General features: G+C 55.5%; 24 protein-coding genes and 1 pseudogene. 14 read left to right on the top strand and 11 right to left on the bottom strand.

The features are described 5' to 3' along the window. Window positions 1–5: 5 nt before the first annotated feature. From RX717_RS14410 to RX717_RS14400, 3 genes are all read left to right on the top strand, one after another. Window positions 6–356 (top strand): YbaB/EbfC family nucleoid-associated protein, encoded by a 351-nt coding sequence (locus tag RX717_RS14410; RefSeq protein WP_054327458.1) that lies wholly within the window; start codon window positions 6–8, stop codon window positions 354–356. After that, the gene (recR, locus tag RX717_RS14405) at window positions 356–955 is read left to right on the top strand and encodes a recombination mediator RecR (protein WP_107631526.1); all 600 of its coding nucleotides are present in this window, start codon (window positions 356–358) and stop codon (window positions 953–955) included. The genes RX717_RS14410 and recR overlap by 1 nt, the downstream gene beginning before the upstream one ends. A gap of 281 nt (window positions 956–1,236) precedes the next feature. Then, window positions 1,237–2,832 carry a peptide chain release factor 3 gene (locus RX717_RS14400; RefSeq protein WP_054327460.1) on the top strand — a complete coding sequence of 532 codons (1,596 nt, stop codon included), beginning with the start codon at window positions 1,237–1,239 and terminating at the stop codon, window positions 2,830–2,832. Window positions 2,833–2,882: 50 nt separating this feature from the next. Here RX717_RS14400 and RX717_RS14395 read toward each other — a convergent pair whose 3' ends face one another. Then, entirely contained in the window at window positions 2,883–3,455 is a 573-nt protein-coding gene (locus RX717_RS14395) for a hypothetical protein (RefSeq protein WP_107631527.1), read from the bottom strand. A 165-nt stretch (window positions 3,456–3,620) separates the two neighbouring features. Here RX717_RS14395 and RX717_RS14390 point away from each other — a divergent pair, with 165 nt between their 5' ends. The 5 genes from RX717_RS14390 to RX717_RS14370 all read left to right on the top strand — a co-directional run bounded on the left by RX717_RS14390 (window position 3,621) and on the right by RX717_RS14370 (window position 7,152). Then, window positions 3,621–4,007 (top strand): GntR family transcriptional regulator, encoded by a 387-nt coding sequence (locus RX717_RS14390; protein ID WP_054327462.1) that lies wholly within the window; start codon window positions 3,621–3,623, stop codon window positions 4,005–4,007. Further along, window positions 3,991–4,698 carry an ABC transporter ATP-binding protein gene (locus RX717_RS14385; protein WP_054327463.1) on the top strand — a complete coding sequence of 236 codons (708 nt, stop codon included), beginning with the start codon at window positions 3,991–3,993 and terminating at the stop codon, window positions 4,696–4,698. Before RX717_RS14390 ends, RX717_RS14385 begins: the two co-directional genes overlap by 17 nt. After that, window positions 4,692–5,498 (top strand): hypothetical protein, encoded by an 807-nt coding sequence (locus tag RX717_RS14380; protein WP_107631528.1) that lies wholly within the window; start codon window positions 4,692–4,694, stop codon window positions 5,496–5,498. Before RX717_RS14385 ends, RX717_RS14380 begins: the two co-directional genes overlap by 7 nt. Window positions 5,499–5,650: 152 nt before the next feature. Beyond that, complete coding sequence (locus RX717_RS14375; protein WP_107631529.1) at window positions 5,651–6,292, top strand: putative ABC transporter permease; 642 nt, start codon at window positions 5,651–5,653, stop codon at window positions 6,290–6,292. Window positions 6,293–6,351: 59 nt separating this feature from the next. Further along, the gene (locus RX717_RS14370; protein ID WP_054327466.1) at window positions 6,352–7,152 is read left to right on the top strand and encodes a zinc ribbon domain-containing protein; all 801 of its coding nucleotides are present in this window, start codon (window positions 6,352–6,354) and stop codon (window positions 7,150–7,152) included. A gap of 485 nt (window positions 7,153–7,637) precedes the next feature. On the opposite strand, the gene RX717_RS14365 is transcribed toward RX717_RS14370, so the two are convergent. The 5 genes from RX717_RS14365 to RX717_RS14345 form a co-directional block, all read right to left on the bottom strand. Continuing rightward, window positions 7,638–8,921, bottom strand: coding sequence for a TRAP transporter large permease (locus RX717_RS14365; RefSeq protein WP_107631530.1), 1,284 nt, complete (start codon window positions 8,919–8,921; stop codon window positions 7,638–7,640). Further along, a complete protein-coding gene (locus RX717_RS14360) occupies window positions 8,918–9,442 on the bottom strand; it encodes a TRAP transporter small permease (RefSeq protein ID WP_107631531.1) in 525 nt (174 codons plus the stop codon). The genes RX717_RS14365 and RX717_RS14360 overlap by 4 nt, the downstream gene beginning before the upstream one ends. Before the next feature lie 102 nt (window positions 9,443–9,544). Next, window positions 9,545–10,615, bottom strand: a complete 1,071-nt coding sequence (gene dctP / locus RX717_RS14355) for a C4-dicarboxylate TRAP transporter substrate-binding protein (protein WP_242977892.1) — start codon at window positions 10,613–10,615, stop codon at window positions 9,545–9,547. Between the two features lie 52 nt (window positions 10,616–10,667). Further along, complete coding sequence (locus tag RX717_RS14350; protein ID WP_107631532.1) at window positions 10,668–11,693, bottom strand: zinc-binding alcohol dehydrogenase family protein; 1,026 nt, start codon at window positions 11,691–11,693, stop codon at window positions 10,668–10,670. A gap of 46 nt (window positions 11,694–11,739) precedes the next feature. Continuing rightward, window positions 11,740–12,813 carry a LacI family DNA-binding transcriptional regulator gene (locus tag RX717_RS14345; RefSeq protein WP_316960409.1) on the bottom strand — a complete coding sequence of 358 codons (1,074 nt, stop codon included), beginning with the start codon at window positions 12,811–12,813 and terminating at the stop codon, window positions 11,740–11,742. A 399-nt stretch (window positions 12,814–13,212) separates the two neighbouring features. Here RX717_RS14345 and RX717_RS14340 point away from each other — a divergent pair, with 399 nt between their 5' ends. From RX717_RS14340 to RX717_RS14325, 4 genes are read left to right on the top strand one after another with little or no spacing between them, the layout of a single operon-like run. Next, a complete protein-coding gene (locus RX717_RS14340) occupies window positions 13,213–13,839 on the top strand; it encodes an RraA family protein (protein WP_407923250.1) in 627 nt (208 codons plus the stop codon). Between the two features lie 29 nt (window positions 13,840–13,868). Next, the gene (locus RX717_RS14335; RefSeq protein WP_107631535.1) at window positions 13,869–14,201 is read left to right on the top strand and encodes a UxaA family hydrolase; all 333 of its coding nucleotides are present in this window, start codon (window positions 13,869–13,871) and stop codon (window positions 14,199–14,201) included. A 13-nt stretch (window positions 14,202–14,214) separates the two neighbouring features. Continuing rightward, window positions 14,215–15,432, top strand: coding sequence for a UxaA family hydrolase (locus RX717_RS14330; RefSeq protein ID WP_316960408.1), 1,218 nt, complete (start codon window positions 14,215–14,217; stop codon window positions 15,430–15,432). Window positions 15,433–15,467: 35 nt separating this feature from the next. Beyond that, entirely contained in the window at window positions 15,468–16,238 is a 771-nt protein-coding gene (locus tag RX717_RS14325) for an SDR family NAD(P)-dependent oxidoreductase (protein ID WP_316960407.1), read from the top strand. Between the two features lie 134 nt (window positions 16,239–16,372). On the opposite strand, the pseudogene RX717_RS16060 reads toward RX717_RS14325, so the two are convergent. Beyond that, window positions 16,373–17,277 (bottom strand): annotated as a pseudogene (locus tag RX717_RS16060) (IS110 family transposase). A gap of 270 nt (window positions 17,278–17,547) precedes the next feature. On the opposite strand from RX717_RS16060, the gene RX717_RS14310 reads away from it, so the two are divergent. Further along, entirely contained in the window at window positions 17,548–18,843 is a 1,296-nt protein-coding gene (locus RX717_RS14310) for a lactate racemase domain-containing protein (protein WP_107631537.1), read from the top strand. A gap of 1,217 nt (window positions 18,844–20,060) precedes the next feature. On the opposite strand, the gene RX717_RS14305 is transcribed toward RX717_RS14310, so the two are convergent. The 4 genes from RX717_RS14305 to RX717_RS14290 all read right to left on the bottom strand — a co-directional run bounded on the left by RX717_RS14305 (window position 20,061) and on the right by RX717_RS14290 (window position 23,351). Then, on the bottom strand, window positions 20,061–20,714 hold the full coding sequence (locus RX717_RS14305) for a YczE/YyaS/YitT family protein (protein WP_107631539.1): 654 nt from the start codon (window positions 20,712–20,714) through the stop codon (window positions 20,061–20,063). Window position 20,715: 1 nt separating this feature from the next. Then, the gene (locus RX717_RS14300; RefSeq protein ID WP_107631540.1) at window positions 20,716–21,753 is read right to left on the bottom strand and encodes a threonine aldolase family protein; all 1,038 of its coding nucleotides are present in this window, start codon (window positions 21,751–21,753) and stop codon (window positions 20,716–20,718) included. A gap of 47 nt (window positions 21,754–21,800) precedes the next feature. After that, entirely contained in the window at window positions 21,801–22,571 is a 771-nt protein-coding gene (locus RX717_RS14295) for a GNAT family N-acetyltransferase (RefSeq protein WP_107631541.1), read from the bottom strand. 69 nt (window positions 22,572–22,640) lie between these two features. Next, window positions 22,641–23,351: a helix-turn-helix transcriptional regulator gene (locus tag RX717_RS14290; RefSeq protein WP_054327470.1), complete on the bottom strand. Its 711-nt coding sequence runs from the start codon at window positions 23,349–23,351 to the stop codon at window positions 22,641–22,643. 273 nt (window positions 23,352–23,624) lie between these two features. Between RX717_RS14290 and RX717_RS14285 the strand changes: the two genes are divergently transcribed. Next, window positions 23,625–24,002, top strand: a complete 378-nt coding sequence (locus RX717_RS14285) for a RidA family protein (RefSeq protein WP_054328573.1) — start codon at window positions 23,625–23,627, stop codon at window positions 24,000–24,002. The last annotated feature ends 36 nt before the right edge of the window (window positions 24,003–24,038 follow it).

Here is a 24,038-nt window from a genome sequence, read left to right as displayed (position 1 = left end):
AACAGATGGCAAAGGGTAAATTTGGCGGTTTTGGCGGCGGCATGAATATGCAGGCCATGATGAAGCAGGCGCAGAAAATGCAGGAAAACATGCTTAAGGCGCAAGAGGAAATCGCCCAGATGGAGACCATCGGCACGGCGGGCGGCGGCATGGTGACCGTGACCGTGACCGGCACGTCGGCGCTGAAAAGCATTGAGATCAAGCCCGACGTGGTTGATCCGGACGATATCGAAATGCTGCAGGACCTGGTGGTGGCGGCGGTGAACGAAGCGCTCAAGGCGGCAACCGAAAAATCCCAGAGCCAGATGTCCGCAGTGACGGGCGGCATGGGCGGTCTGGGCGGCGGCCTGTTCTGATGGACTTTTTCGCGCCGCCGGTCGAAAAGCTGATCGAGGAATTCGCGCGGCTCCCCGGCATTGGACAAAAGACCGCGCAGCGCCTGGCGTTCTATGTGCTCGACCTGCCCAAAGAGGATGCGGAGCGCTTCGCGGATGCGATACGGGATGCCAAGGCAAAAACGTTCACCTGCAAACGCTGCCAGAACCTGACGGACACCGAAACCTGCCCGATCTGCGCCGACCAGGCGCGAGACCAGAAGACCATCTGCGTGGTGACCGACCCGCGCGATGTGATCGCGTTTGAACGGACCAGGGAATATAAAGGGCTGTACCATGTGCTGCACGGCACGCTGTCGCCGATGAACCACATCGGGCCGGACGATATTCGCATTCGCGAACTGGTGCAGCGTGTGGCGGACGAGGAAACCGAGGAGGTCATCCTCGCCACCAATCCGGATACCGAGGGGGAAGCGACCGCAATGTACATTTCCCGCCTGCTGCAGCCGTTCGGTATCAAAATCACCCGCCTGGGCTACGGGATGCCGGTCGGCGGCCATCTGGAACTGGTGGACGAGGTTACGCTGCTCCGCGCGCTGGAGGGTAGGCGGGAGCTGTAACCCGCCGCCTGACGCGGCCGCTGTTCTACACTGTGTTCCTGCCTGCCCGCGTGAAAAGGGGCATAGGCGCGTCCTGTGATGCGCACAGCGCGAAAAAACAGGAACGGCCGGACTTTCGTCCGGCCGTTCCCGCAATAAAAGGTAGGATAGAGAGTAGAAAGCAAGAACATGTGGGGGGATCTTACGCTTTCCACATTTATACTATATCCGGCAATTGTGAAGATTCTGTGTACATTTCGCAAAAATTTATAAGTTTTGCATGATCGGGAGGAAATAAGCCTGTGGCAGACCTGAAGAAAGAAATCGAAAACCGGCGCACATTTGCGATCATATCGCACCCTGACGCTGGCAAAACCACCATAACCGAGAAATTTTTGCTCTACGGCGGCGCCATTCAGGAGGCCGGCATGGTCAAGGGCAAGAAAAACAGCCGCCACGCGGTTTCCGACTGGATGGAGATCGAAAAGCAGCGCGGTATTTCGGTCACCTCGTCGGTGCTACAGTTCCGGTACGAGGGCAAGTGCATCAACATCCTGGATACCCCGGGCCACCAGGACTTTTCCGAGGATACCTACCGCACGCTGATGGCGGCGGATTCGGCGGTCATGGTTATCGACGCGTCCAAAGGCGTGGAGGCGCAGACGCGCAAGCTGTTCAAGGTGTGCGCCATGCGCGGCGTGCCGATCTTCACGTTCATCAACAAGATGGACCGTGAGGCGCGCGACCCCTACGAGCTGCTTGAGGATATTGAAAACGAGCTGGGCATCGGCACCTACGCGGTCAACTGGCCAATCGGCTCGGGCAAGCGCTTCAAAGGCGTGTACGACCGCATGGACGACCAGGTCATCGCGTTCGAGGGTGCGGACTTCCGCCACGAGGTCAAGGCGCAGCGCCTGTCGATCGACGACCCGATCCTGGAGGGAATGCTGCCCGAGGACCAGTACCAGACCCTGATCGACGACGTGGAGCTGCTCTCCGGCGCGGGGGATGAATTCGACCTGAAAGCCGTGCATGAGGGAAAGCTGTCGCCGGTGTTCTTTGGCTCGGCGCTGACCAACTTTGGCGTGGAGCCTTTCCTCAAGAAGTTTTTGCAGATGACCCCGCCGCCGACTGCGCGCACTGCGGATATCGGCGTGATCGACCCATTTGAGGATCATTTTTCCGCGTTCGTGTTCAAGATTCAGGCGAACATGAACAAGGCGCACCGCGACCGCGTGGCATTCATGCGCATCTGCTCGGGCAAGTTTGAGCGCGGGCAGGAGGTGCTGCATGTGCGGACCGGCAAAAAGATGGCGCTCGCCGCGCCGCAGCAGCTCATGGCGCAGGACCGTTCGATCGTGGACGAGGCCTATGCGGGCGATATCATCGGCATCTTTGACCCGGGCGTGTTCGCGATTGGGGACACGGTATGCGACCCCAAGCGCAAATGCGTCTTTTCCGGCATACCGACCTTTGCGCCCGAGCTGTTCGCAACGGTGCGGCAAAAGGATACCTTAAAGCGCAAGCAGTTCGTCAAGGGCGTGGAGCAGATTGCGCAGGAGGGTGCGATTCAAATATTCCGCGAGCCGGGCTCGGGCATGGAGGCGGTCATTGTGGGCGTGGTTGGCGTGCTACAGTTCGAGGTGCTCGAATACCGCTTGAAAAACGAGTATAACGTGGAGATCATCCGCGAGAACCTGCCCTATGAGCATGTGCGCTGGGTGGAGAACGACGAGGAGGATTTCGACATCAAGCGCCTACAGCTTACGAGCGACACCAAAATCGTCGAGGATCTCAAGGGCAACAGCCTGCTGCTGTTCACCTCGCCGTGGAATATCACCTATGCGCTCGACCATAACGAAGACCTCCGCCTGGCGGAGTTTTCGGAAAACGCATAAAAAACGCGCGTCGGAACAAAGCGTTCCGGCGCGCGTTTTTTGGTGTGCCACTACATATGAAGCGGATCGTCCTCGCGGTTTTTGACTGCCCGCAGGTATTGCCAGAGCAGAACAAGCGGTGCAAGCTGGCAGACGAGCTGCACGACCAGCGCGGCCGGGTTTTGATAAAACAGGGTTTGTATGAAAGAGGCGGCCACCGCGCCGATCAGCGGCGTGTAAAAGCACCAGCGGATGCGGCGGGCGGGGTAGGCGTAGCCGCAGGGGATGACACGCTCATCCAGCGCCCAGTACATATGATACTGGCTGATCAGGCTGAACAGCGAGCCGGTCACCATCAGCAGCACCATGAAATGCACCATCATATCCGACGTACCCATAAACGTGCAGGCCAGAGCCAGGATGGAGAGGACCAGCGAGATGAGTTGGCAGGAAAAGGCGCGGCCGAACCTTGCCGATTCCTCCGAAAGACGGTGCAGAATATACAGCACCACGCCGTATGCCGCAAGGTTGAGGATGCTGGCGGCCAGGCTAACGCCGTTTTCAGGAAAGAGGCTGCCGAGGCTCGTGACCGCGGATACCACAAGCGCGGCCCAGAGCAGACGCAGGCTGGGATAGATCTTCATAAAAATTACCCTCCAGTGTACCTGTAATTATAGCATATCACGCGGGATTTTTCAGCAATAATTTAGCGGTCGCGGGGCTGGATAAAAAATTTTTGAAAAAGGTATTGACAATTATGCATTACTGTACTATTATCATAGTACAAAGAAACAGAGAGGAGCGAGCCTATGCAATGGCAACTGCGGGGCGACCGCCCGATCTACCAGCAGCTCATGGAGCAGCTGACCGAGCAGATCGTAAGCGGGCAGCTCGGCGCGGGCGATAAGGTGCCGCCCGTGCGGGAGCTGGCGGCGGAGGCGGGCGTGAACCCGAACACAATGCAGCGCGCGCTGGCGGATTTGGAGCGCGAAGGGCTGATGTACACCAACCGCACCAGTGGACGATATGTTACGGAGGATAAAGAGATGATAGCAAAAATTCGGGAGCAGATCGCAAGCGACCGTATTTCAGAATTTTTAGCCGGCATGAGTCAGCTCGGCTTTACCGAGAAGGAGATCGTGGCGCTTTTGGAAAAGCGCAGGGGGGAGGAGAAGAAGAATGGAACAGAGGAATGATCTGGTTGTATGCGAAGGGCTGACCAAGATTTACGGCAGTATCAGGGCGCTTGACAGCCTGAGCCTAACGCTCGAGCGCGGCCGCTTTATTGGCCTGCTGGGGCCGAACGGATCGGGCAAAACGACAGCGATCAAGCTGCTTAACGGCCTGCTGCAGCCGACCAGCGGCACGGTGCTGATCGACGGGGAAAAGCCGGGCGTGCATACGCACAGCGTGGTCAGCTATCTGCCCGACCGTGCTTACCTGAACGACTGGATGCGCGTGTGCGACCTGTTTGACTTTTTCGCGGACTTCTATGCGGATTTTGACAAGATCAAGGCGAACGATATGCTGAAAACGCTGGATATCAGCCCGTTGGCGCGTCTCAAAACGCTGTCCAAGGGGACGAAAGAAAAGGTGCAGCTCATCCTGACCATGAGCCGCAAGGCCCAGCTCTTCCTGCTTGACGAGCCGATCGGCGGCGTGGATCCCGCGGCGCGCGACTACATCCTCAACACCATCCTGTCCAATTACAGCGAGGACGCCACCGTGCTGCTCTCCACCCACCTGATCGCGGATATTGAGCGCGTGCTGGACGAGGTCATCTTTTTGAAAAACGGCGTGATGACCCTGCACGAGAGCGTGGATACCATCCGCGAGGAGCATGGGAAATCGGTCGATATGCTGTTCAGGGAGGTGTTTGCATGCTGAAACTGCTGAAATATGAGTGGAAAGCGTGCGCGCGCATCTGCCTTCCGATGTACGCGGCGGTGCTGCTGTTGGCCGTGGTCAACCGCCTGACCATGACTGACCAGGTGCAGAACCTGCTGTACGGCATCCCTACGGTGCTAATGGCAATGTTGTATTTCGCTGTGATGGTAGCGGTGTTCGTTGTAACCGCGGTTATCCTGATCCAACGGTTTTACAAAAACCTGCTGGGGGACGAGGGGTACCTGATGTTCACTCTGCCGGTGACGGTTTCTCAGCATATCTGGAGTAAGGTCATTGTTGCGACCGTTATGAGTATTATTGCTACAGTTGCGGCAGTGCTGAGCATAGGCATCATCGGTTCAGGTTCGGGCCTGCTCGTGGGGCTGGGCGATGTGCTGGCCGCCATATGGAAATCTTTTACGAGCGACCCTAATACGCTGTTCTATACTCTGGAGACGTTCGCTTGGCTGCTGATCTGTGCGGTTGTCGGTATGCTGTTCATCTACCTGTGTATCGCGCTGGGACATCTGGCGAAAAAGCACCGCGTGCTGATGGCGGTGGTTTGGTACTTTGTATTGTCCACTGTGTTCCAGTTCCTTTTCATGTTCTTTATCATGGGTGTGGGTAACCTGCCCTTTGACAGCGTATGGATGGCACTGGCAAACTTCTTCCGCGGCATCGGGCCGACTGCGACCATCCATATTGGCATGATAACGCTGTGCGTTGCAACGGCGGTGCCGGGCGCGGCGTTCTTCCTGGCGGTCCGCCATATTCTGAAGAACCGGCTCAATCTGGAATAAACCACATCTGTTTTTCACCACGGGGGACGCGCGGCGCCGCGCGTCCCTTTTTGCACCCCAAAGACGGGAAAATTGCAAAGTCTTAAGAAATTTGCGTATAAAATGAAAAGAAATTTCGGCTACAATGGAATTATGCAAAGGAGGCGGACGTCATGACGGGAAAAATACGGCAGTCCATCGGCCGGCAGTATGCGCCGGCTGAGCTGGCAGGGCTGTTCTTCGCTTTTTCCGCGGCGGGCTGGCTATGGGAGGTTGCGCTCCACCTCGTATTCAACGGTGAGCTGGTCAAGCGCGGCACGATGTTGGGGCCGTGGCTGCCGATCTACGGCGCGGGCGGCGTGTTGGCTGTTTTGCTGCTGCGCCGCTTCGCGGACAAACCGCTGCGGGTGTTTGCGTTGGGTGTCGCGCTCTGCACGGTGATCGAATACGTCACGGGCAGGTATCTGGATAGCCTGTACGGCCTGCGCTGGTGGGACTATTCCATGCTCCCGCTCAATATCGACGGATTGGTCAGCCCGCTGACCTCGCTGGTGTTCGGCGCAGGCTGCTGCGCTGCGGTATATTGGGCGGGTCCCATGGCCGCGGGATGGATGCGGCGGTTGCCTAGGCCGCAGGCGCGGCAGTGCTGCGCGTTGCTGGCGGTGGTGTTCCTGCTGGACTTTGGATGGTCTGCGTTGCATCCCAATACCGGCGCGGGCGTCACCACCAGCCTGCCGTCCGCCCAGGCGGCGGAAGGGCTGACCGTGATCGATCCCGCCCAGGTTCATTTGCTTTTGTGCAGCATGGCAAAATAATCTTGCGCGTGCCCCCTCGCTCTGGTATGATAAAAGCAGGAGAGAGGGGAGGCGTTTTTATGAAATGCCAGCATTGTGGGATCAATTTTGACGACGGCGACCGAGAGTGTCCGATCTGCGGCGCCAGGGCGGGCAGCCGGGGGCGGCTGTCGGTGCGGCGCGGCGCGTCGTTCCGGCCGCACGGAAGCGCCGCGCCCAAAACAACGGAGCCGACCATCCTGAACGGCAAGGTGAAAAAGGACCGCGCGGCCCAGAAAAAGAAAGGGCGCGTCATCGCGCTGGTTTCCGCGGCGGTGGTGCTTTTGCAGTTGGTGCCGGCCGTATTCGGCCTGATCGGTGATTTTGTGGGTGATATCCGCTTCGGGGAGCCGTATGTGGAGCCGGAACCCCCGTATTCGGAGGCGGACGACTGGTATGAGGACGACGGGGGCGCGTACAACGTCATATCCCTTGCGGATCTGCTGGGTCTGCGGTCGGTCGTGGAGTTGCCGGACGGCAGTCTACTGGAGCTGTACGCGGAGGGTGACGAACACTATTCGCTGTATATCGAGGGGCGGTATTCGGAAAGCGGCGACGTATGGATCATGTACAATGCGCCGGACGACGAGTTGTATCCCGACATTGCGCAATACCCGCCGGAGGAATACGACAGCTTTACCATCTGCCTGACGTACGATTCGCTGGAGTGGGAGGAGCCGGCGGTGGATATTTCCTACCATCAGGAGATGGGCGATATGTGGCTGCTGGCGCATATTAGCCGCGATGGGAGCGAGATCGTGCTGGACGACTGGTTCGGCGACGCCGCGTTCCTGTTCGGCGAGGAGCAGTTCCTGCCGGTCAAAGCGGTGGAGACTGCATGAAGAGTGAAAAAAGGAAGCCCTAGCCGTGTATCTACATAAGGATAACAAGACAAACCTGTTTCAGAGCATATACCATATATAAGAATGTCACAGAGCGGTTACTCTGTGACATTTTTTTGTATCCCGTCATACTTTAGCTAAGCTTTGGGGACTGTTCAACTGTTAACAGCCCCATTGTCCCAAAGCTGCAGATGCCCATGTTTCCTATCTATATAAAGTCCCGCTTTTCGTCCGCATCTCCATGAATTTCTGCGAGGCACGGTGCATAAAAGTCATGTTCTGCATGCGGATGCAATCCATATCGGGGGCAGAGGTGGTGGTGTTAGCGCCGCAAGTAATACCCCGTTCAACCGCACACGGCATAGCATCATTGGAGGCAGGCATAGTAAAGGTGTACCCTGCCACCGCCCTTGCTGATGAGTCCAGTTCATTATCATCCTTGTCAATGATGGTAAACTCGTCCAGTTAATAATAGCTGTCCGGCGTCAGTAGATCAGATTAACCAAGAACGTAGACAGTGGCGGGAAGTATGTCAGCAGCAGGATATCGGCCGCGAACAGGATATAAAACGGTACCGCTTCCCTGATAAAGTCCTTGGTCGGACACTTGGTAATACCGCAGGTGACGAACATCAGCGTACCCATCGGCGGGGTGAACGCACCGATTGTGCAGTTGAAGATATAAACCATTGCAAAGTGGACCGGATCAATGCCGAACGCCAGCGCAACCGGATGCAGCAGCGGCCCGAGCACGATCATCGACGCATTACCTTCTACGAACATGCCCACGATGATCAGGAAGATGTTGACAACCAGCAGGAATATGTATTTGTTGTCGATGGCGTTGGTCATCCAGTTGGCAAACGTCTGTGGAATCTGCTCGCGGGTCAGCACCCAGGAAAAGCAGGACGCCGCCGCGACGATCAGCATGATCGAGCTGGTGGTGGTGACCGTTTCCTTGCAGCCCTTGGCAAAGTTCTTGAGCTTCATCTCATGGTACAGCACGCCGAGCGCCAGCGCATAAACGATCGCGACCGTGCCGGCCTCGTTCGCGGTGAACACGCCGATACGCACGCCGCCGATAATGATGATCGGCAGCAGCATGGGCAGGATCGCCGGACGGATCGCATCCCACTTTTCATGCGCTGATATCTTTTCCGTCTGCATCGGCTTGTAGCCTCGCCTTTTGGATACAAAGTGCGTGAAGATCATCAGCGTGGCGGTCAGGAACAGGCCGGGGCCAATGCCAGCGACGAACAACTGGCCGACCGAGATGTTATTGATGCAGGCGTAAATAATCAGGCCGGTTCCGGGCGGAATCAGCGGCACGACCATGCCGGAGGCCGCGGTGATAACGGTCGAGAACGCCTTGGAGAAGCCGTGCGCCTCCATAGAGGGAACGAGCATCTTGGCTTCCATCGCCGCGTCCGCGAGCGAGGAGCCGGACAGGCCGCCCATCAGCGTGGACAGCAGGATGTTAACCTGCGCCAGACCGCCGGGCATGCGCGCGGTCAGAACGGCGCAGCAGTCCATGATGCGGCGCGTAACGCCCGTATAGTTCATGAATACGCCCGCCATGACGAAGAACGGGATCGCCAGCAGGGACAGACCCTGTGCGCCGGCCAGCGTCTGCTGGGCGAAAATCGTTGCGTTGGTTGCCGGATTGCCGAGGAAATAGATCGCCGAGGCCGCCAGCACCGAGATATACACCGGTACTTTCAGGAAAAGCATGACCAGCAAAAGGATGCAGGAGATACCAATGATATTCATTCTTTCTTCGCCTCCTCGAACTCTTCCTCCGTAATCGCTTCAATGGTTTCCTGCTCGGAATAATGGAAGAAATTCACCAGCACAAAGTTGAAGATCTGCCAGATGCAGGATACCGGTACAATGCAGTAAATTAAAATATAGGAAATGTGCAGCACCGCGGTGGTGCGGCCGCTGTTTGCGAACACCATCATGTACTGTATGGACAGGTAGCCCAGGAACAGCAGCGTGACAATGGTCACGAGCAGGATCAGGATGTTGATTATGTTCTTTACCGCTTTGGGGAAAAACTCAAAAAACACCTCGATCGCCGCATGGTTGCCGGTGCGGAACGCAGCGCCGGCCGCACCAAAAATCACCCAGACGATCATGGCCGCCTGAATCTCCTCAATCCAAGTAAAGGGGGAGCCTAAAATATAGCGTGCAACTACGCCGGCAAAGGTAAGACCTACCAGCACGCACATCGCAATGGACGCGATCGCTACATCGATGTTGAGCAGTATTATTTTCCATTTTTGCTTCATGTTTGGTCCTCCGGTTTCCCGCGTTTTATGATGAAAGAGGGGAGGCGGAGAACTCCGCTTCCCCTCTTTTTCAGCAGTATTGCAAAGCTCGCCGGCTCAGCATTATGCAGCGGTACAGATTTCCTTAACAGTGTCGTACAGGCCCTCTGTCCAACCCAGCGCAGCGGTGGATTCGTTGAAGAATTTCTGTGCGGCTTCTATCCACTGCTCCTTTTCCTCGGGAGTCAGCTCGATGAACGTCACGCCGACCTTTTTCATCTCTGCCTCGGCATTGGCATTGGCCTCGTCGATCATCTCGTTGTTGTACAGGCCCGCCTCGTCCGCGCACTCCATCAGGATCTGCTGCTGCTCTTCGGTCAGGGTGCTGAAGAAGGATTCGCCGCAAATCCACATCGAGGTGGCAAGGATATGCTCGTTCTTTACCACATGCTTGGCAACCTCGTGGAACGAACGATTGTACATACAATAAATCGGATTTTCGAATGCATCGATCGTTTTGCCGCTCATCGCCTGATACACATCGGCCAGATCCATGCCGACCGGCGTTGCACCCAGGTCCTCAAAGCTTCTGACCGACAGGTCGTTGGAGGATACACGCAGCTTCAGGCCGGTCAGATCGGACGGAGTACGGATCTCTTTCGTGGAAAGGATGTCGCGCGCGCCATACATCCAGTTGGAGGTCAGGACGCGCAGACCACCGGTAGCGGCCAGCTTGTCGCACAGCTCCTTGTACCAGTCGCTCTCTACCAGCGTCCATACCTCGTCCCAGCTCTCAAACGCATAGGGCGCGTAGAAAATACCGAAATCCGGTACGCCGTAATCGGCAAGGAAAGCGCCGTCCGCGATGGTGATGACGTTTTCGCCCATCAGCATCTGGTCGATCAGGTCGTTTTTCTTACCTAACGTAGAGTTCGGGAACAACTCCATCTGGATCGAGCCGCCCGATTTTTCCTCTACCAGCTGTTCCCACTTTTCCACTGCCATCGCAACCGGCTCTGTGGTCGCGTTTTCAAAGCCCACATTAATAGTAACAACATTATCCACGGACGCAACCTCCGGCGGGGCGGTTTCTTCCTTGGTCTGTGTGTCGCTGTTGCCGCAGGCGGTCAAACTCAATGCGGTCGCGCCGCAAAGCAGCATGGCCAGCAGCCTCTTCTTCATCGTCTGTTTCATTGTAGCAGTCCTCTTTTCTTTTATATATTGTCAACTTCACCCTCACGGTCGTTCAGGTAAAGTCGAGTACAACTTTCAGCATTTTTCCTGCGTTAGCGGAAAACTCCTCAAACGCCTGCGGCGCGTCCGTCCACTTGTAGGTGTTGGTGACGATCTTCTCCAAATCGATGCCGCCCGATTTCACCAGATCAATCAACTCCACAAAGTCCTTTTTCATCGCGTTGCGCGAGCCGTAAATGTTCAGCTCTTTTTTCTGGATGATCGTAAAAAAGAAATTGTCTAAGTTGCGCTTGGATACGCCGATCAGCACCACGCGCGCGCCGAAGCAGGCCGCGTCAATACAGTTCATGAACGTCTCCGGCATGCCGACCGCCTCGATCGTCACATCGAACCCATTCCCGTCGGTCAGCGCGGCGACATCCTTTGTGAACGCCTCCGGCGATTCGTTGAGCAGCTTGTGGTCCAGGCCGAATGTCCGGCAGGCATACTCGAGCTTGTCCGGTGCCACATCGCAGATCGTGACCTCGGCCCCCTTCGCCTTGGCCGCGACTGCGGCCAGCACGCCAATCGTGCCAGCGCCGACCACCAGCACCTTTTCGCCCGCCTTGACGTTTGCCCGCTGCACGCCGTGGTAGCTGATGCAGAATGGCTCGATCAGCGTCAGCACCTTGGGGTCCAGCCCCTTGCCGTCGTAAATGCGCTCGACCGGCATGGTGATGTATTCGGCAAACGCCCCCTCGCGCTGCACCCCCATCGTCTCGTTGCCCGTGCAGGCATTGACCAAGCCTCTCCTGCACGAATAACATGTCCCGCAGTTGAAATACGGATTACAGGTTACGATCATGCCCGGCTTAAGCCCTTCCTCGTTTTCGTCGATCTCCACGATCTCCGCCGAAAACTCGTGTCCTGGTATACGCGGATACGATACATATGCGTTCGCACCCCGATAGGAGCCGAGGTCGCTTCCGCAGATACCCCCGTACAGAAGCTTGAGCAACGCTTCCCCCGGCTTCCTCTCTGGTTTCGCAATTTCTTGGATTTCTACCTTGCCCGGTTCCTTGATGCAGATGGCTTTCATACGCTTTTATTCTACCTCCTGTGTTCCGCAGCAAAATTATACTTTCTTACAGCAGCAGTCCGTTCAGGCCGCCCTGTTCGCCCTCATACATCGGCAGGCTGCTCTGGAAAATGATCTCGCTGCCAACATATACAATTTCGCTTACGGGCTTTTGCTCGCGCAGCAGATATTCTGTCAGATACTTTGCTGCCATATATGATTGTGCATAGGGATTTTTTAAAAACAGATTGGAGAATACACCGTTTTTCAGGAATTCGATGTTCTCAAGGAACAGATCGCTGCCGACAGCCACAATGCTGCCTGCTTTCCCGCTTTGTTCAATTGCCCGTCCCAGCCGCACGCTGCCACGTGTGTTAGCGCTGAAGCAACCTCCGATATCCTCCTTCTGCTGTAACAGCCGAAGCAGTTTTTCAAAGCTCTCCTCGTTGCCATTTTCACTGTCATGCACCTTGTAGACAACACGCTCGGCACGTTTTTCCTTCAGGTAGTTCTCAAAGCCCTCAACAATCAGATAGTGCGATGGGATCATCATATCGCCAGCTGATATCAAAATTGCCCTATCTGCCGGCACTCGGCCGAGCATCAGTTCAGCCAGCACCCGCCCGATCACATCATAATTGGGCTGTACACAGCAAATGCGGCCGGACTGCGGCTGGTCATTGCCAACCAGTACCATGGGGATATGCTTTTGCGTAAACCGTTGAAGTGAGATTTTGCCGCGCATATCCATATAACCAACGGTGATCAGTCCATCGATTTGGTAGTTCTCGAGCAGGTCGATCAGTTCATCATGCTGGTCATTGCCGCTGTCCTCATAATACGGCGCTTCGATCAACTGGATGTTAAAATCCTTCATGCCTCCGATATAATCACGCACGCCCTTCCAAGCGCCTGTATAGTAGTAACGGTTATCTGCTGTTGGACCTGGGAGAGCCACCGCGATCTTGACTGCCTTGCGCTTGAGCGACACAGCAACTGAATTAGGACGGTAGCCCATCCGCTGTGCAGTTTCTCTGATGTACTGACGCGCTTCCTCGCTCACACCCGGCTTGCCGTTCAACGCACAATGAATTGATGCAATAGAATACTGCGTTTCCCGTGCAATATCCTTGATCGTCACTCTTTTTTCCTCTGTCCGGTTCAAGCTGTCACCTCAATCTATTTACAAAACGTTTTTGTTTTTTGTTTGTGCTTAGTCTAAATCTTTCTATCATTTTTGTCAATTATTTTTATAATTTTTGTTTTTTTTTCGTTCATTTTTCACTTTTTTTCTTGTTTTATTTTATTTATTATACATAACGTTTTGGTAATTTTGGCTGTGCTCTTGCTCTTTGTATATTTATTTTTCACATTTTTTTAGTGATTTTATTGATGAATTATCCAAAATAAAATTATTTTTTTAATTATTATTGACATTTTCTATTTTGTTTCATAAACTTGTTACAACCAAATCGTTTTATATGGAAGGGATTGAGACTTTATGCAGCATCAGGAGAATGAAGCAACACTTTTTCAATTGATGAAAGACAAATTGTATACGCCTGTTGTTGGCGATATTTTGGACGGCATGGGTTATTACCATCAGTTTCTGCCCCAGAGCATCCGTCCGCTGCGTGACGATATGAAGCTGGCAGGCAAGGCGATGACCGTGTTGATGATTGATGTATTCGGCCCACAAAAAAAGCCGTTTGGCCTGTTGACCGAAGCGCTTGATCAACTACAGGAGAACGAGATCTACATCGCCACAGGCGGTACGCAGCGCTGCGCCTACTGGGGCGAGCTGCTCACCGCAACCGCCCGTACCCGCGGCGCAGCCGGCGCCGTGGTAAACGGCTGGCACCGCGATACGCCGCAGGTGCTGGAGCAGAACTGGCCGGTATTTAGCCAGGGCTGCTATGCCCAAGACTCCAGTGTGCGGACGCAGGTCGTTGATTTCCGCTGCCCGATTGAGATCGGACAAGCAACCATCCACGACGGCGACTTGCTCTTCGGCGATGTGGACGGCGTGCTGGTCATCCCGCAGCAGATAGCGGACGAGGTAATCGAAAAGTCACTTGAAAAGGCGGCAGGCGAAAAGGTTGTCCGCAAGGCAATCGAGGCCGGTATGAGCGCGACTGATGCCTTTGCCAAATTCGGCATTTTATAACCCGCTGTCAGCAGAAAGGAGAAGACCCTATGGACGAAGCAATCGCATTCCGTATCGCGCAAAATGATAATGTTGCTACCGCACTTTGTCCGATCGAACCTGGCACAGTTCGCCTCACCGGCGCAGATGGACTGCCCGCCGTGCAGGCGCTCGAGTCCATTCCGATGGGACATAAGCTGGCACTGCGCGATATTGCCGCCAACGAGCCGATCGTCAAATACGGCGTTACGATTGGGCAGGCAACGCAGCCCATCACCACTGGCAGCTGGGTACATCTGCACTGCATGAAAAGCAATTACGACGAGCGCTCGAGCCACCTTGACCCTGTAACCGGCGCGCCGCAGGATATCCGCTATGAATAAGGGGAAAATAACCATGAACTGGAAGGAAACAACATGGCAGGGCTATGGCCGTCAAAACGGCGCAGCCGGTATCCGCAACAAAGTTCTTGTTATCTACACCGTCGAGTGCGCCTCTTTTGTCGCACAGGAGGTTGTGCGACAGACTGGCCGCAGCAATGTCGAGGTGGTCGGCTTTTCCGGTTGCACGGACAACGAATACGCCGTACGTCTGCTAATCGCACTCATCCGGCACCCCAACGTGGGCGCAGTGCTGTCCATCGGGCTGGGCTGCGAGTATGTGCAACCCGAATGGCTGTCCCGCATCGCCGCCGAAGAGGGCAAGCCGACCCGCTGGTTTTTCATCCAGAACGAAGGTGGTACGCTGCCCTCGGTGCAGAAAGGCCTGCGGTGTGTGGACGAGCTATGCGCCGCGCTGACGCACACGCCCCGCGTCCCCATGCGCTTTTGCGACCTTGTGATCGGCGCGGAATGTGGAGGCAGCGACTATACGAGCGGTCTTGCCGGCAACGTAGTTGTCGGCCGCCTGTTCGACCAGCTGGTCGACGCAGGCGGCACTGCAATCTTCGAGGAGATCGTCGAAGCTGTCGGTCTGATCGATGTTCTGGCTGCCCGCGCCGCCACGGCGGAGGCGTGCCAGCAACTGGTAGATACCTATGATAAAGCACTTGATTACTGCAAATCCGTCCGCCAGTATTCGGTAAGTCCGGGTAACTTTACAGGCGGCCTGTCTACTATCGAGGAAAAAAGCATGGGCGCTATTGTCAAAAGCGGCACAAAGCCCATCGAGGGGGTAGTCAAGGTCAGCCAGCAGCCAGACCACGCCGGACTGTGGCTGCTCGATTCTACGCCCGATCCCTACTGGATGCAGTTCGGTATTACTAATCCCAACGACAACGAAGGCCTGATGGACCTGATTTCTGCCGGTTGCCATCTGACATTTTTGGTCACAGGCCGCGGCAACGTGGTGGGAAGCGCGGTTGCACCTGTCCTCAAAATCACCGGCAACCATCAGACCTATACGCGCATGGAGGGCGATATGGACTTTGACGCCAGTCCCATGCTGACCGGCCACTGCTCGCAGGACGAACTGACAGGTCAGCTTGCCGGACTGGTCTGTGCAGTCGCTGCCGGACAGCCTAGCAAAAGCGAAGCCCTCGGCCACAAGGAATACTTTATCCCTTACAAATATCAGGAGTGCATTGCACAAAAACGCTGCGCGCAACAAGCTTGACCGCACATTATACCAAACAGAAAGGCATGAATAAAATGATCGATACACAGACACTGTTTTCTCTGGCAGGCCGCACGGCCGTTATCACCGGTGGCGCGTCCGGCCTTGGCCTTGCCATCACCGAATGCATGGTGGCCGCAGGCGCGCACGTTGTCGTGCTGGGCTCGCGCACTCCCGCGCAGGCGGCCGTGTCTTTGGCTGTCTTCGGAGAGCAGGTATCTTTCTGCCAGTTTGACGTGTGCGACACCGACCGCGCCCCGCAAATGGCAGAGCAGATCATCGCCGAGCACGGACCGGTCAGCATCCTGGTAAACAATGCGGGAAACCATTGCAAAAAGCCGATCGAGGAAATGACTGTCGCTGACTACACCCGTGTGCTTGATCTGCACCTGGTTGGTGCCTTCGCGCTGACCAAGGCTTTTGTGCCGCACATGAAAGCGAACGGCAGGGGCAGTATTATTTTTCAGGCAAGCATGACCAGTTACATTGGTCAGCCCAATGTATGCGGTTACGCCACAGCCAAGGCCGGCTACCTAGGTCTTGTACATACGTTGACCGCTGAGTGCGCCGCGAGCGGTGTGCGCGTCAATGCGATCGCCCCTGGCTGGATCGACACGCCGATGTTCCATCAGGCCACTGATAACGACCCCGAGCGTCTCGGCAAGATCATGAGCCGCATCCCTATGAAGAAGACCGGCCTGCCCATCGACATCGGCATGGCCGCCGTGTTTTTGAGCAGCGACGCCGCGCAGTATATCTCCGGCGTGTGCCTGCCAGTCGACGGTGGCGCGCTGATCGGTTTCTAAGCCCCAAGCCTGCAAATAAAAAATCAAGCCCTTAGTAGGACTTGGCAGAAGAAAATTTGCAGAGAGAGGCCGGATAGAAATGAGCAACACAAAAAGGCTGCCGTCCAGCGTCGGCCTGAAAAAACAGGAAGAATTTATTGAGGTTTTTGCAACCCGGTGGAGTCCATATCCATCGGCGGCGGCAGATCCTCCAGAGTGGAAAAGCACTCCATGACCTTGCTGAAGTAACGACGGAGGAACTTGTTGGCCCCGCAGTCATGTAGACATAGTAGGGCTTTCCCTCCGTGCGCTTGCGATCCAGAAATTGGAGTACAGGTTCGTCCGCTGGCGCTTTCTGTAAATAGCAGGCCATTACATTGAACAACGCTTTTCGCAGGTAGGGCGAACCTCGCTTGGAGGATTTGTTGCTAAGGACATTTTTCTCCCCAGACTGTGGGCATGAAGTCAACTTCTGCAAAGGCCGCCAGAGATTGTTTCCGCTCAAACCGGCGCACGTCCCCAATCTCCGCCATGAGTTGAGGACCAAGGGAGTCTCCCGCACCGTACATCCCCATCACCACGGGGTATTCCGGCAGTTGGGAAGCAGGGCGATCAGATTGTTGGAAGTGGCGGTTTTCTGTTTGGAGGCTAGATGGAATTAAGGGTTTTCAAGTCATAACGAATTCTGTCCATAGGAGTACAATCCCGTAGATCAGCCCTGCTGTTAAGGGAGTACCGGGTAATTTTCATAGCGTCAGCTTTATCCGTTTTGACTTTGCGAAAAGGAATTGCCGCCATACTCCTTAATGAGCAGTGGATTGACGGCGCTGACAAAGAAACCGGCCTCATACAGCACATTAGCTACTGCTTCGTAGTAACGCCCTGTGTATTCCATGACCACTCGGGTTTCCCCTTTAATAGTTTTCAACTGCTGGACTAAGTGGGCGAGCCCCTCAGCGCTGTGGCTAACCTCAAAAGGGACACGAACCACTTCGCCAAAAGGACGGAGTACTGCCACGGTACTTTTTCTGCTGGAAACATCCATACCTGCTGCGTTCATGTTCAACACTCCCAGAATGAATTTGCAATGGACTAAGGACATCTTTTCCCACTGCCGATTCCATCTGTTTGCCTTAGGCTCAACCTGCACAAATCGAACGCTGCGAACGGGAGGGTAGCTAACTGACTTTGGGACGGGCGTGAAAGCCCTTGGAGGTTTAAGCCAGACCATTACCTCTTCATTCTACAGCTTAGGCAACGAGATGCCTCTTGCCTATGGCTGGCTGCCATATCTTAGGGACAAATTTATTGTAACAGGAGGTTTTGCACCATGTTCATCAATTTTCCTGAAGTTAGCGGTATAATCATGCAGGAAAAAGAGGTCTCTCTGCCACGCATGGTAACCGTTCAACAAAAATATGCCACGCAGAAAATCGAGGATATCACCGTTCACATCCGCAGGGAGATGGAGATTCTCGCGCCAAAGGCACAGCAGTTTTGTGGCAAGCGCATCGCTATCACCTCAGGCTCCCGCGGCATTCCTCATATCGACGAGATCACCTGTGCCGTATGTGACGTACTGCTCGAATGGGGGGCTAAGCCATTTATCGTGCCTGCGATGGGCAGCCACGGCGGCGCAACAGCCAAAGGGCAGGCTGAAGTATTAGCCAGCTATGGTGTGACCGAGGAGCGGGTACACGCACCTATCTTGTCCAGTATGGAGGTCGTGAAGTATGGTACGCTCCCCAATGGCCTGCCACTGTACTGCGACAAGTTGGCTTTCGAGTCGGATGGCATCGTGCTGCTACACAAGGTAAAGCCGCACACCGATTTTCAAAGCAACCATGAGAGCGGTCTGGTCAAAATGATTGGCATTGGTCTGGGCAAGCATAAGGGCGCGACCGCGCTGCACTCACAGGGCTTTGCCGAGTTCGGCAGCTTTCTCAACATGGCAGCCGAACAGTTTATGCAGAAAGCGCCGGTAGCGTTCGGCGTAGGTATTGTGCAGAATGCCTATGACGAGCTGCGTACTATCCGCGTCATCCCGCGAGAGCAAATTTTGGAAGCAGACGAGCAGTTGCTGCAGGAGGCCCGTCAGCAGATCGCGGGCTTCAAGTTTGATGACATCGACGTACTAATCATCGACCAGATCGGCAAGAACATCAGCGGCTACGGCTTCGATCCCAATGTAATCGGCCGCTCAAACAGCAAGTGCTATGGGTTTAAGGACCCGGTACAGATCAAACGGCTGTTTGTCCGCGGCCTGACACCGCAGAGCCATCACAACGGTAGCGGACTGGCCGATGTGGATATCACCACCCGGCGCTGTCTGAATGATGTGGATTGGGCCGAGACCTGGACCAATTTGATCACCTGCACAGAGATCCAAGGTGCCAAGATACCGATGTATATGAACAACGACCGTGACGCTTTGCTTGTCGCTCTGCGTTGCTGCGGCGGTACACCACGGCCGCACCGCGTGGTCCGCATCCGCGATACGCTTTCGCTGTATGAAATTCAGGTATCCGAGGCACTGTACGACTCGATCAAGGACCAGCCTGATATTGAGTATGTGTGCGGCCCTGTAGACCTGTGTTTTGATGGTGAGGGTTTTCTGCTCGACTGAGCCACTGTTCTAATACTGCTTATCTTTCTTTTTTTCTTTCTCCGGCGCTGTTGCGTCAATAGAAGCGGGGATATTCCATCCGGAATATCCCCGCTTTTTCTCTTCTGCCGACCTGCAACGCAAAAAAAGAGCGCCGAAAACCGCATCTTCCCGTGTGACTGGCTGCCCATCAATCGGTACTGCGCCGATATCCGTTTAAGGTACAGATGGTGCTTTCTCCTAGTATTCTTTTCGTGCTCCTCTTTTCCGTGTCCTTGAGCCGTAGACCTTTCGAAGATCTCAAATTATTGCTTGACCTTCTCGGCAGAACTGCAAAATTTCTTTGATGGAGGTGAAACCAGACAGATGTTGAAAATGCAGTTCCGTCTGTATGAGTGGACACAAAAACCGGCGCTGAACTGCGCAACCGTCAGATCTCACTGTTAGATCAGACTTTTTCTGGAATCAACAGGGTATTGCCTTTGAAGAATCCTTAAACACAAAGACTGTGTAAAAAAATCTTATTAAAAGTCTTTTTTGCAGGCTTGCCCTACCGCTGCCAGAGGCGGCGGTGGCTCGCCCTGCTGTTGGTTTTTTCCTTATAAAGCGGATTTCCACTAAATTCTTCTGTTGAATACAAATTTATCTTGTGCCATGCTAAGAGCATGTCATTAAACGTGCAAACTACAAAAGTGCGGAGGGTGTCATTGCGCGTATTCTTACACTATGGGGACGCCTCGCTGGGAAATCTGCGGACTGAAGCTGGAACTGTTCCACATACAAAAGCGCGTTGCGGAATCGGAGTCCATCCTTAAGCGCCTGTATGAGAACTCAGTGTTGGGAGATATATTACGGCTAAACAGCTCCAGCCGTATTCTTCAAGATATGTGGCCGAACAGGAGTATCTGAAAGCTGTAATTCCGTAGAAAGAACAGGTGGTTGCAAAACCGAAAGCAACGGTATCCAACATGGGCAGCTTTATTACCAAGCCAAAGCATTATACCGATATCTCGGAACTGATGCGGTTGCTTTGTTGAGAATACTATGGCATGCAAAAGAAGTAAAGTGGCCCAAGTGCGCGAGACAGATCATGGAGATCACTACATCAATGTTGGCGAGATTGACTCACTGGTTGTTGTAAAAAGTGCATCAGAGCGGGCAGGTATTTCTGCCATAATACCTGCCCATTTCTACGATTCGCGAATATCCTTCTGCGGACACACCCTACGGCTTCCTTTTTATTTTTTTTGCTGCCGGATGAATCGGAGGGTCTCCGCGATGTTTTCCTGATGCAGCTCCGCGGCGCGGAAGCCGAGCAGGTGGAAATTCAGGTTGAACAGCGAGCCAAGGCCGAGCGCGGAAATGACCGTGCCGATGCCCACCTGTCCGCCGAGGAAATAACCAGTCAGGATGACGAGGATCTCGACGGATATGCGGCACAGGCCGACCGAGCGGCCGGTCCGGCGCGCCAGCGCGACCATCAGGGCATCGCGCGGGCCGGCGCCGAGCGCGCTTTTCATGTACATCCAGGTGCCGAGCACCAGCAGCTCCAGGCCGGCGAGCAGCATCAGGACGCCGGAGAGCGTGCCGGACATCTGCGGGACCCAGCCGAGCCACAGCAGCGCGTCGATAAACACGGCGCACAAAACAATATTGATGACCGTGCCGAACCCGAAGCTCTCGCCGAACAGGATGGCAACGCCGATTGCGGCCGCGCCCACGATGACCGAAGCTGTGCCGTAGGTGATGCCAAAGCTCTGCGCCATGCCCTGTTGCAGCACGCTCCATGGCTCGAGACCGATGTTTGCCTGCAGCATCATCACGATGCCGATTGCGCTGACCAGCATGCCGAGCGCAAGCCAGAGCAGGCGGCGGACGTAATTCCGGATCATATCATCCCTCCGCGGCAAAAGCGCGTATGGCTTCGGCGGCGGTCTGGCAGGCGGCGCGCGTAATGTCATGGTGGCAGACCATACGGTATTCGCCGTCCATGCAGCCGGTCACCTTGATGCCGCGGCCGAGCATCCAGGCAGGATACCGCGAGACCTTTTCCGCGTCCCAGTCCGTGGTGAAAAAGACCATATCGATCTGGGTGCGCTCAGCGAACACATGGACGCCGTCCACCGCGCTCAGCAATTCGCCCAGATATTTGGCGTTTTCGTGGTCCTCTGACAGGCGTCCGGTCATATCGCGCAGGGCGACCATGCCGGCCGCCGCAAGGAAACCGACCTGGCGCAGGCCGCCGCCCAGGATGCGGCGGGCGCGGCGGGCGCGCCAGATCACATCCTTTGGGCCGGCGAGTATCGAGCCGACTGGTGCGCACAGGCCCTTGGACAGACAGCACATGACGGTATCGCAGTACTGCGTCAGCTCCCGAACGTCCGCGATGCCGAGCGCGGCCGCTGCGTTGAACAGGCGTGCGCCGTCCAGATGGACGGGGATGCCCTGCGTATGCGCGATCTCGAACACGGCGCGCATGTTGTCGAGCGGTAGCACCGAGCCGGTGGAATGGGCGTTTTCCATGACGACCAGGCCGGCGGGTGCGACCTGCACATCGCTGTCATCCGTCAGGCAGGCGCGCACGGATGCAGGGTCCATCACGCCGTTCACGCTTTCTGGAAAACGGAGGGAGACTCCGGCGAGCTGGCCGTAAGAGCCGGCCTCATGCGCGGCGATATGCGCGGTCGGTGCGATTACGACGCAGTCGCCGCGGCGGGTGTGCGCGAGCAGCGCGCAGGTGTTGCCCTGCATGCCGGAAGTGACGAACAGAGCCGCCTCCTTGCCGAGCCGCTGGGCGGCATAGGCTTCCAGCTCCTTTACGGTCGGGTCATCCTCGAAGACATCGTCGCCCACAACCGCGCGGCACATCGCATCCCGCATGGCCTGGGTGGGCTGTGTGACCGTATCGCTGCGCAAATCAATAAACTGCATAAAATCAAGACCTTTCTCAAAAGAATTATCAGGTGCGCTGTGTCGGGTTAAGGGTAAAGCTCGCCCCACCGTCCGCACGGCGCGAAGCCGATCTCGCAATACAGCTCCGCGACCTGGTCGTAGCCGGCGATCAGGCGCGGCGTTTTGCCTTTCTGCTGAATGCGCTGCACCAGAAAACGGCTGATGCGGCCGCCCAGCCCCTTGTGGCGGTGTTCGGGTACCACGGCGATCGCGCCCAGCACGCCGCATTCGTCGTCCTCGGATATGATGCAGCCCGTGCCGACCGCCTCTCCGTCAAGCTCAAGGTGGTAAAGCTCGGCCAGGCCGCAGGTGATCCTGCGCTGCAGATCCGCCGACCAGGTATCAAACGACAGATGGGTCTGGTAGTATTCGTGGCTGCGCTGCAGGATATTGAACACGGTATGGAAATCCCCGCGGACAAAACCCTCCGTGCTTTGCTCCAGCGGAAGGCCGCGGTACACCATATAATAGGAGCTTTCGGTCGCGCCGCCGAGCAGCTTTTGCAGCGCCGCGCACTGGGGCCAGTTCGTATCGATTTCCCGCACGTTTTCCCGTTTTGCCAGCTCGGCGATGGGAAGCGGGTCGGCGCGCTCGTCGGACGAGATGCTGAGCACGCCGTTGGCTAAGTACAGGGCGGCCGCGGGCTCCCGCCCCTTCCGGCACAGGAAAAACCGTGCGTTTGCGTCGCCTAACCCGTAGGCGCGGAGCGCGGTCAGCGCTCGGGAACCGAACACATGCTCATAGGAGCAGGCAAGGGTAAAATCAGGCACGTCGGCCGCGGTCAATTGGATCAGCATAATAAGAGAAACCTCCGTTCAAATAGTGAAAAAATGAGCGCCCCGCGCTCATTTTTTCACTTGCTTTTTTTACTCTTCCACTTCTTGCGTGGGATCCTCTTTTTTGATCTGCGACAGGTAACGGTAAACGCTTGCCTGCGAGCAGTGCAGGGCGTCGGCAACATCCTTGACCGCGCCCTTGAGCAGGAAAATGCCGCCCGCTTCCAGCGCACCAATGATCTGCACGCGCTCGTCGGGCGTCAGCCGGTCAGCCGTTACGCCGAGGCGGAGCAGCTCGCGACCGACAGCGTCGCCCGCCACGGCGCCGATCGAGTTGTGGAAGCTTTCTGTGGTGGGGGGGATGCTGCGCACGGCGTTCGCCGGCGTTTCCTCGGTCTGGAAGTTGGTTTCGATAAAATTGTCGGGATGGCAGAGTCGCAGAATATCCTCGCTGACGGACTGGTAGCGGCTGTCGTCAAAGTTGATGCAGAGCATCCCGATCAGCTTGCCGTGCTGCTTGATAAACAGCGTGGAGGAGCGCAGTGTTTTGCCAGCGGCGGAAACGCCTGGATAATGCAGCCGGTAATCCTGCGTTTCATAGCTTCTGTCCATCAGGATCTTGAGCGCAACATTGGTCAGCGGTGCGCCGATCTCCCGACCGCTCACATGGTTGTTGGCAATCGCGATGATCGAACGGTTTTTGTCGGTCAGGTCATGCAGTGCAACCTCATAGTCAGGGCCGAGAGCTTGCCCAAGAAACTCGGTCAGTTTGATGTAATGCTGCAATAAGGGATTCGCCATACGCTCACCTCGTTTCTGATAATGAAAGACAGGAATGCAGTGTTATTATTTTTATTATACCGTATTTTCACGCGGATTGTCAAAGAAGATCTAAAGAAATAATCACAATAAAAATAAAAATTTATTATAAATGTTTGCCAATGATTATGTAAAATAGAAACAAATAAGTAGGAAGGAATGTATACAAATATACAAAATAGACAAAAACACCTTGACAAATAATTCTCCTCATAATAAAATAATCTCAGAAAAAACGAAGGAGGAGGGTGAAAGATGAAAAAGGAGATAAATACGGAACGGGCGCCGGCGGCGATCGGGCCGTATGCACAGGCGGTAGCGGTGGATGGGCTGGTGATCACATCGGGCCAGCTGCCGATCGACCCGTCGACAGGAAGCTTTCCGGAAGGGATCGCAGAGCAGACGAGACAGTCTCTGACGAACGTCAAGGCGATACTTGCGGAAGCGGGGGTCGGGATGGACCGCGTGATTAAGACCACGGTGTTCCTGAGCGACATGAACAACTTCGGTGCCATGAACGAGGTATACGCCACCTTCTTTGGTGAAGGCGGTTACCCAGCCCGTTCGGCGGTCGAGGTGGCGCGCCTGCCGAAGGACGCCCTGGTAGAGATCGAAGTCATCGCGGCCCTGTAAGCGTTTTCCCCCTGTTCCCCTTGTAAGGTACTGTCC

Source organism: Intestinibacillus sp. NTUH-41-i26, from assembly GCF_032769475.1.
GTDB classification, from domain to species: domain Bacteria; phylum Bacillota; class Clostridia; order Oscillospirales; family Butyricicoccaceae; genus Agathobaculum; species Agathobaculum ammoniilyticum.
Note: the sequence above shows the minus strand (reverse complement) of the source record. Positions and strands in the feature narration are given on the sequence as shown.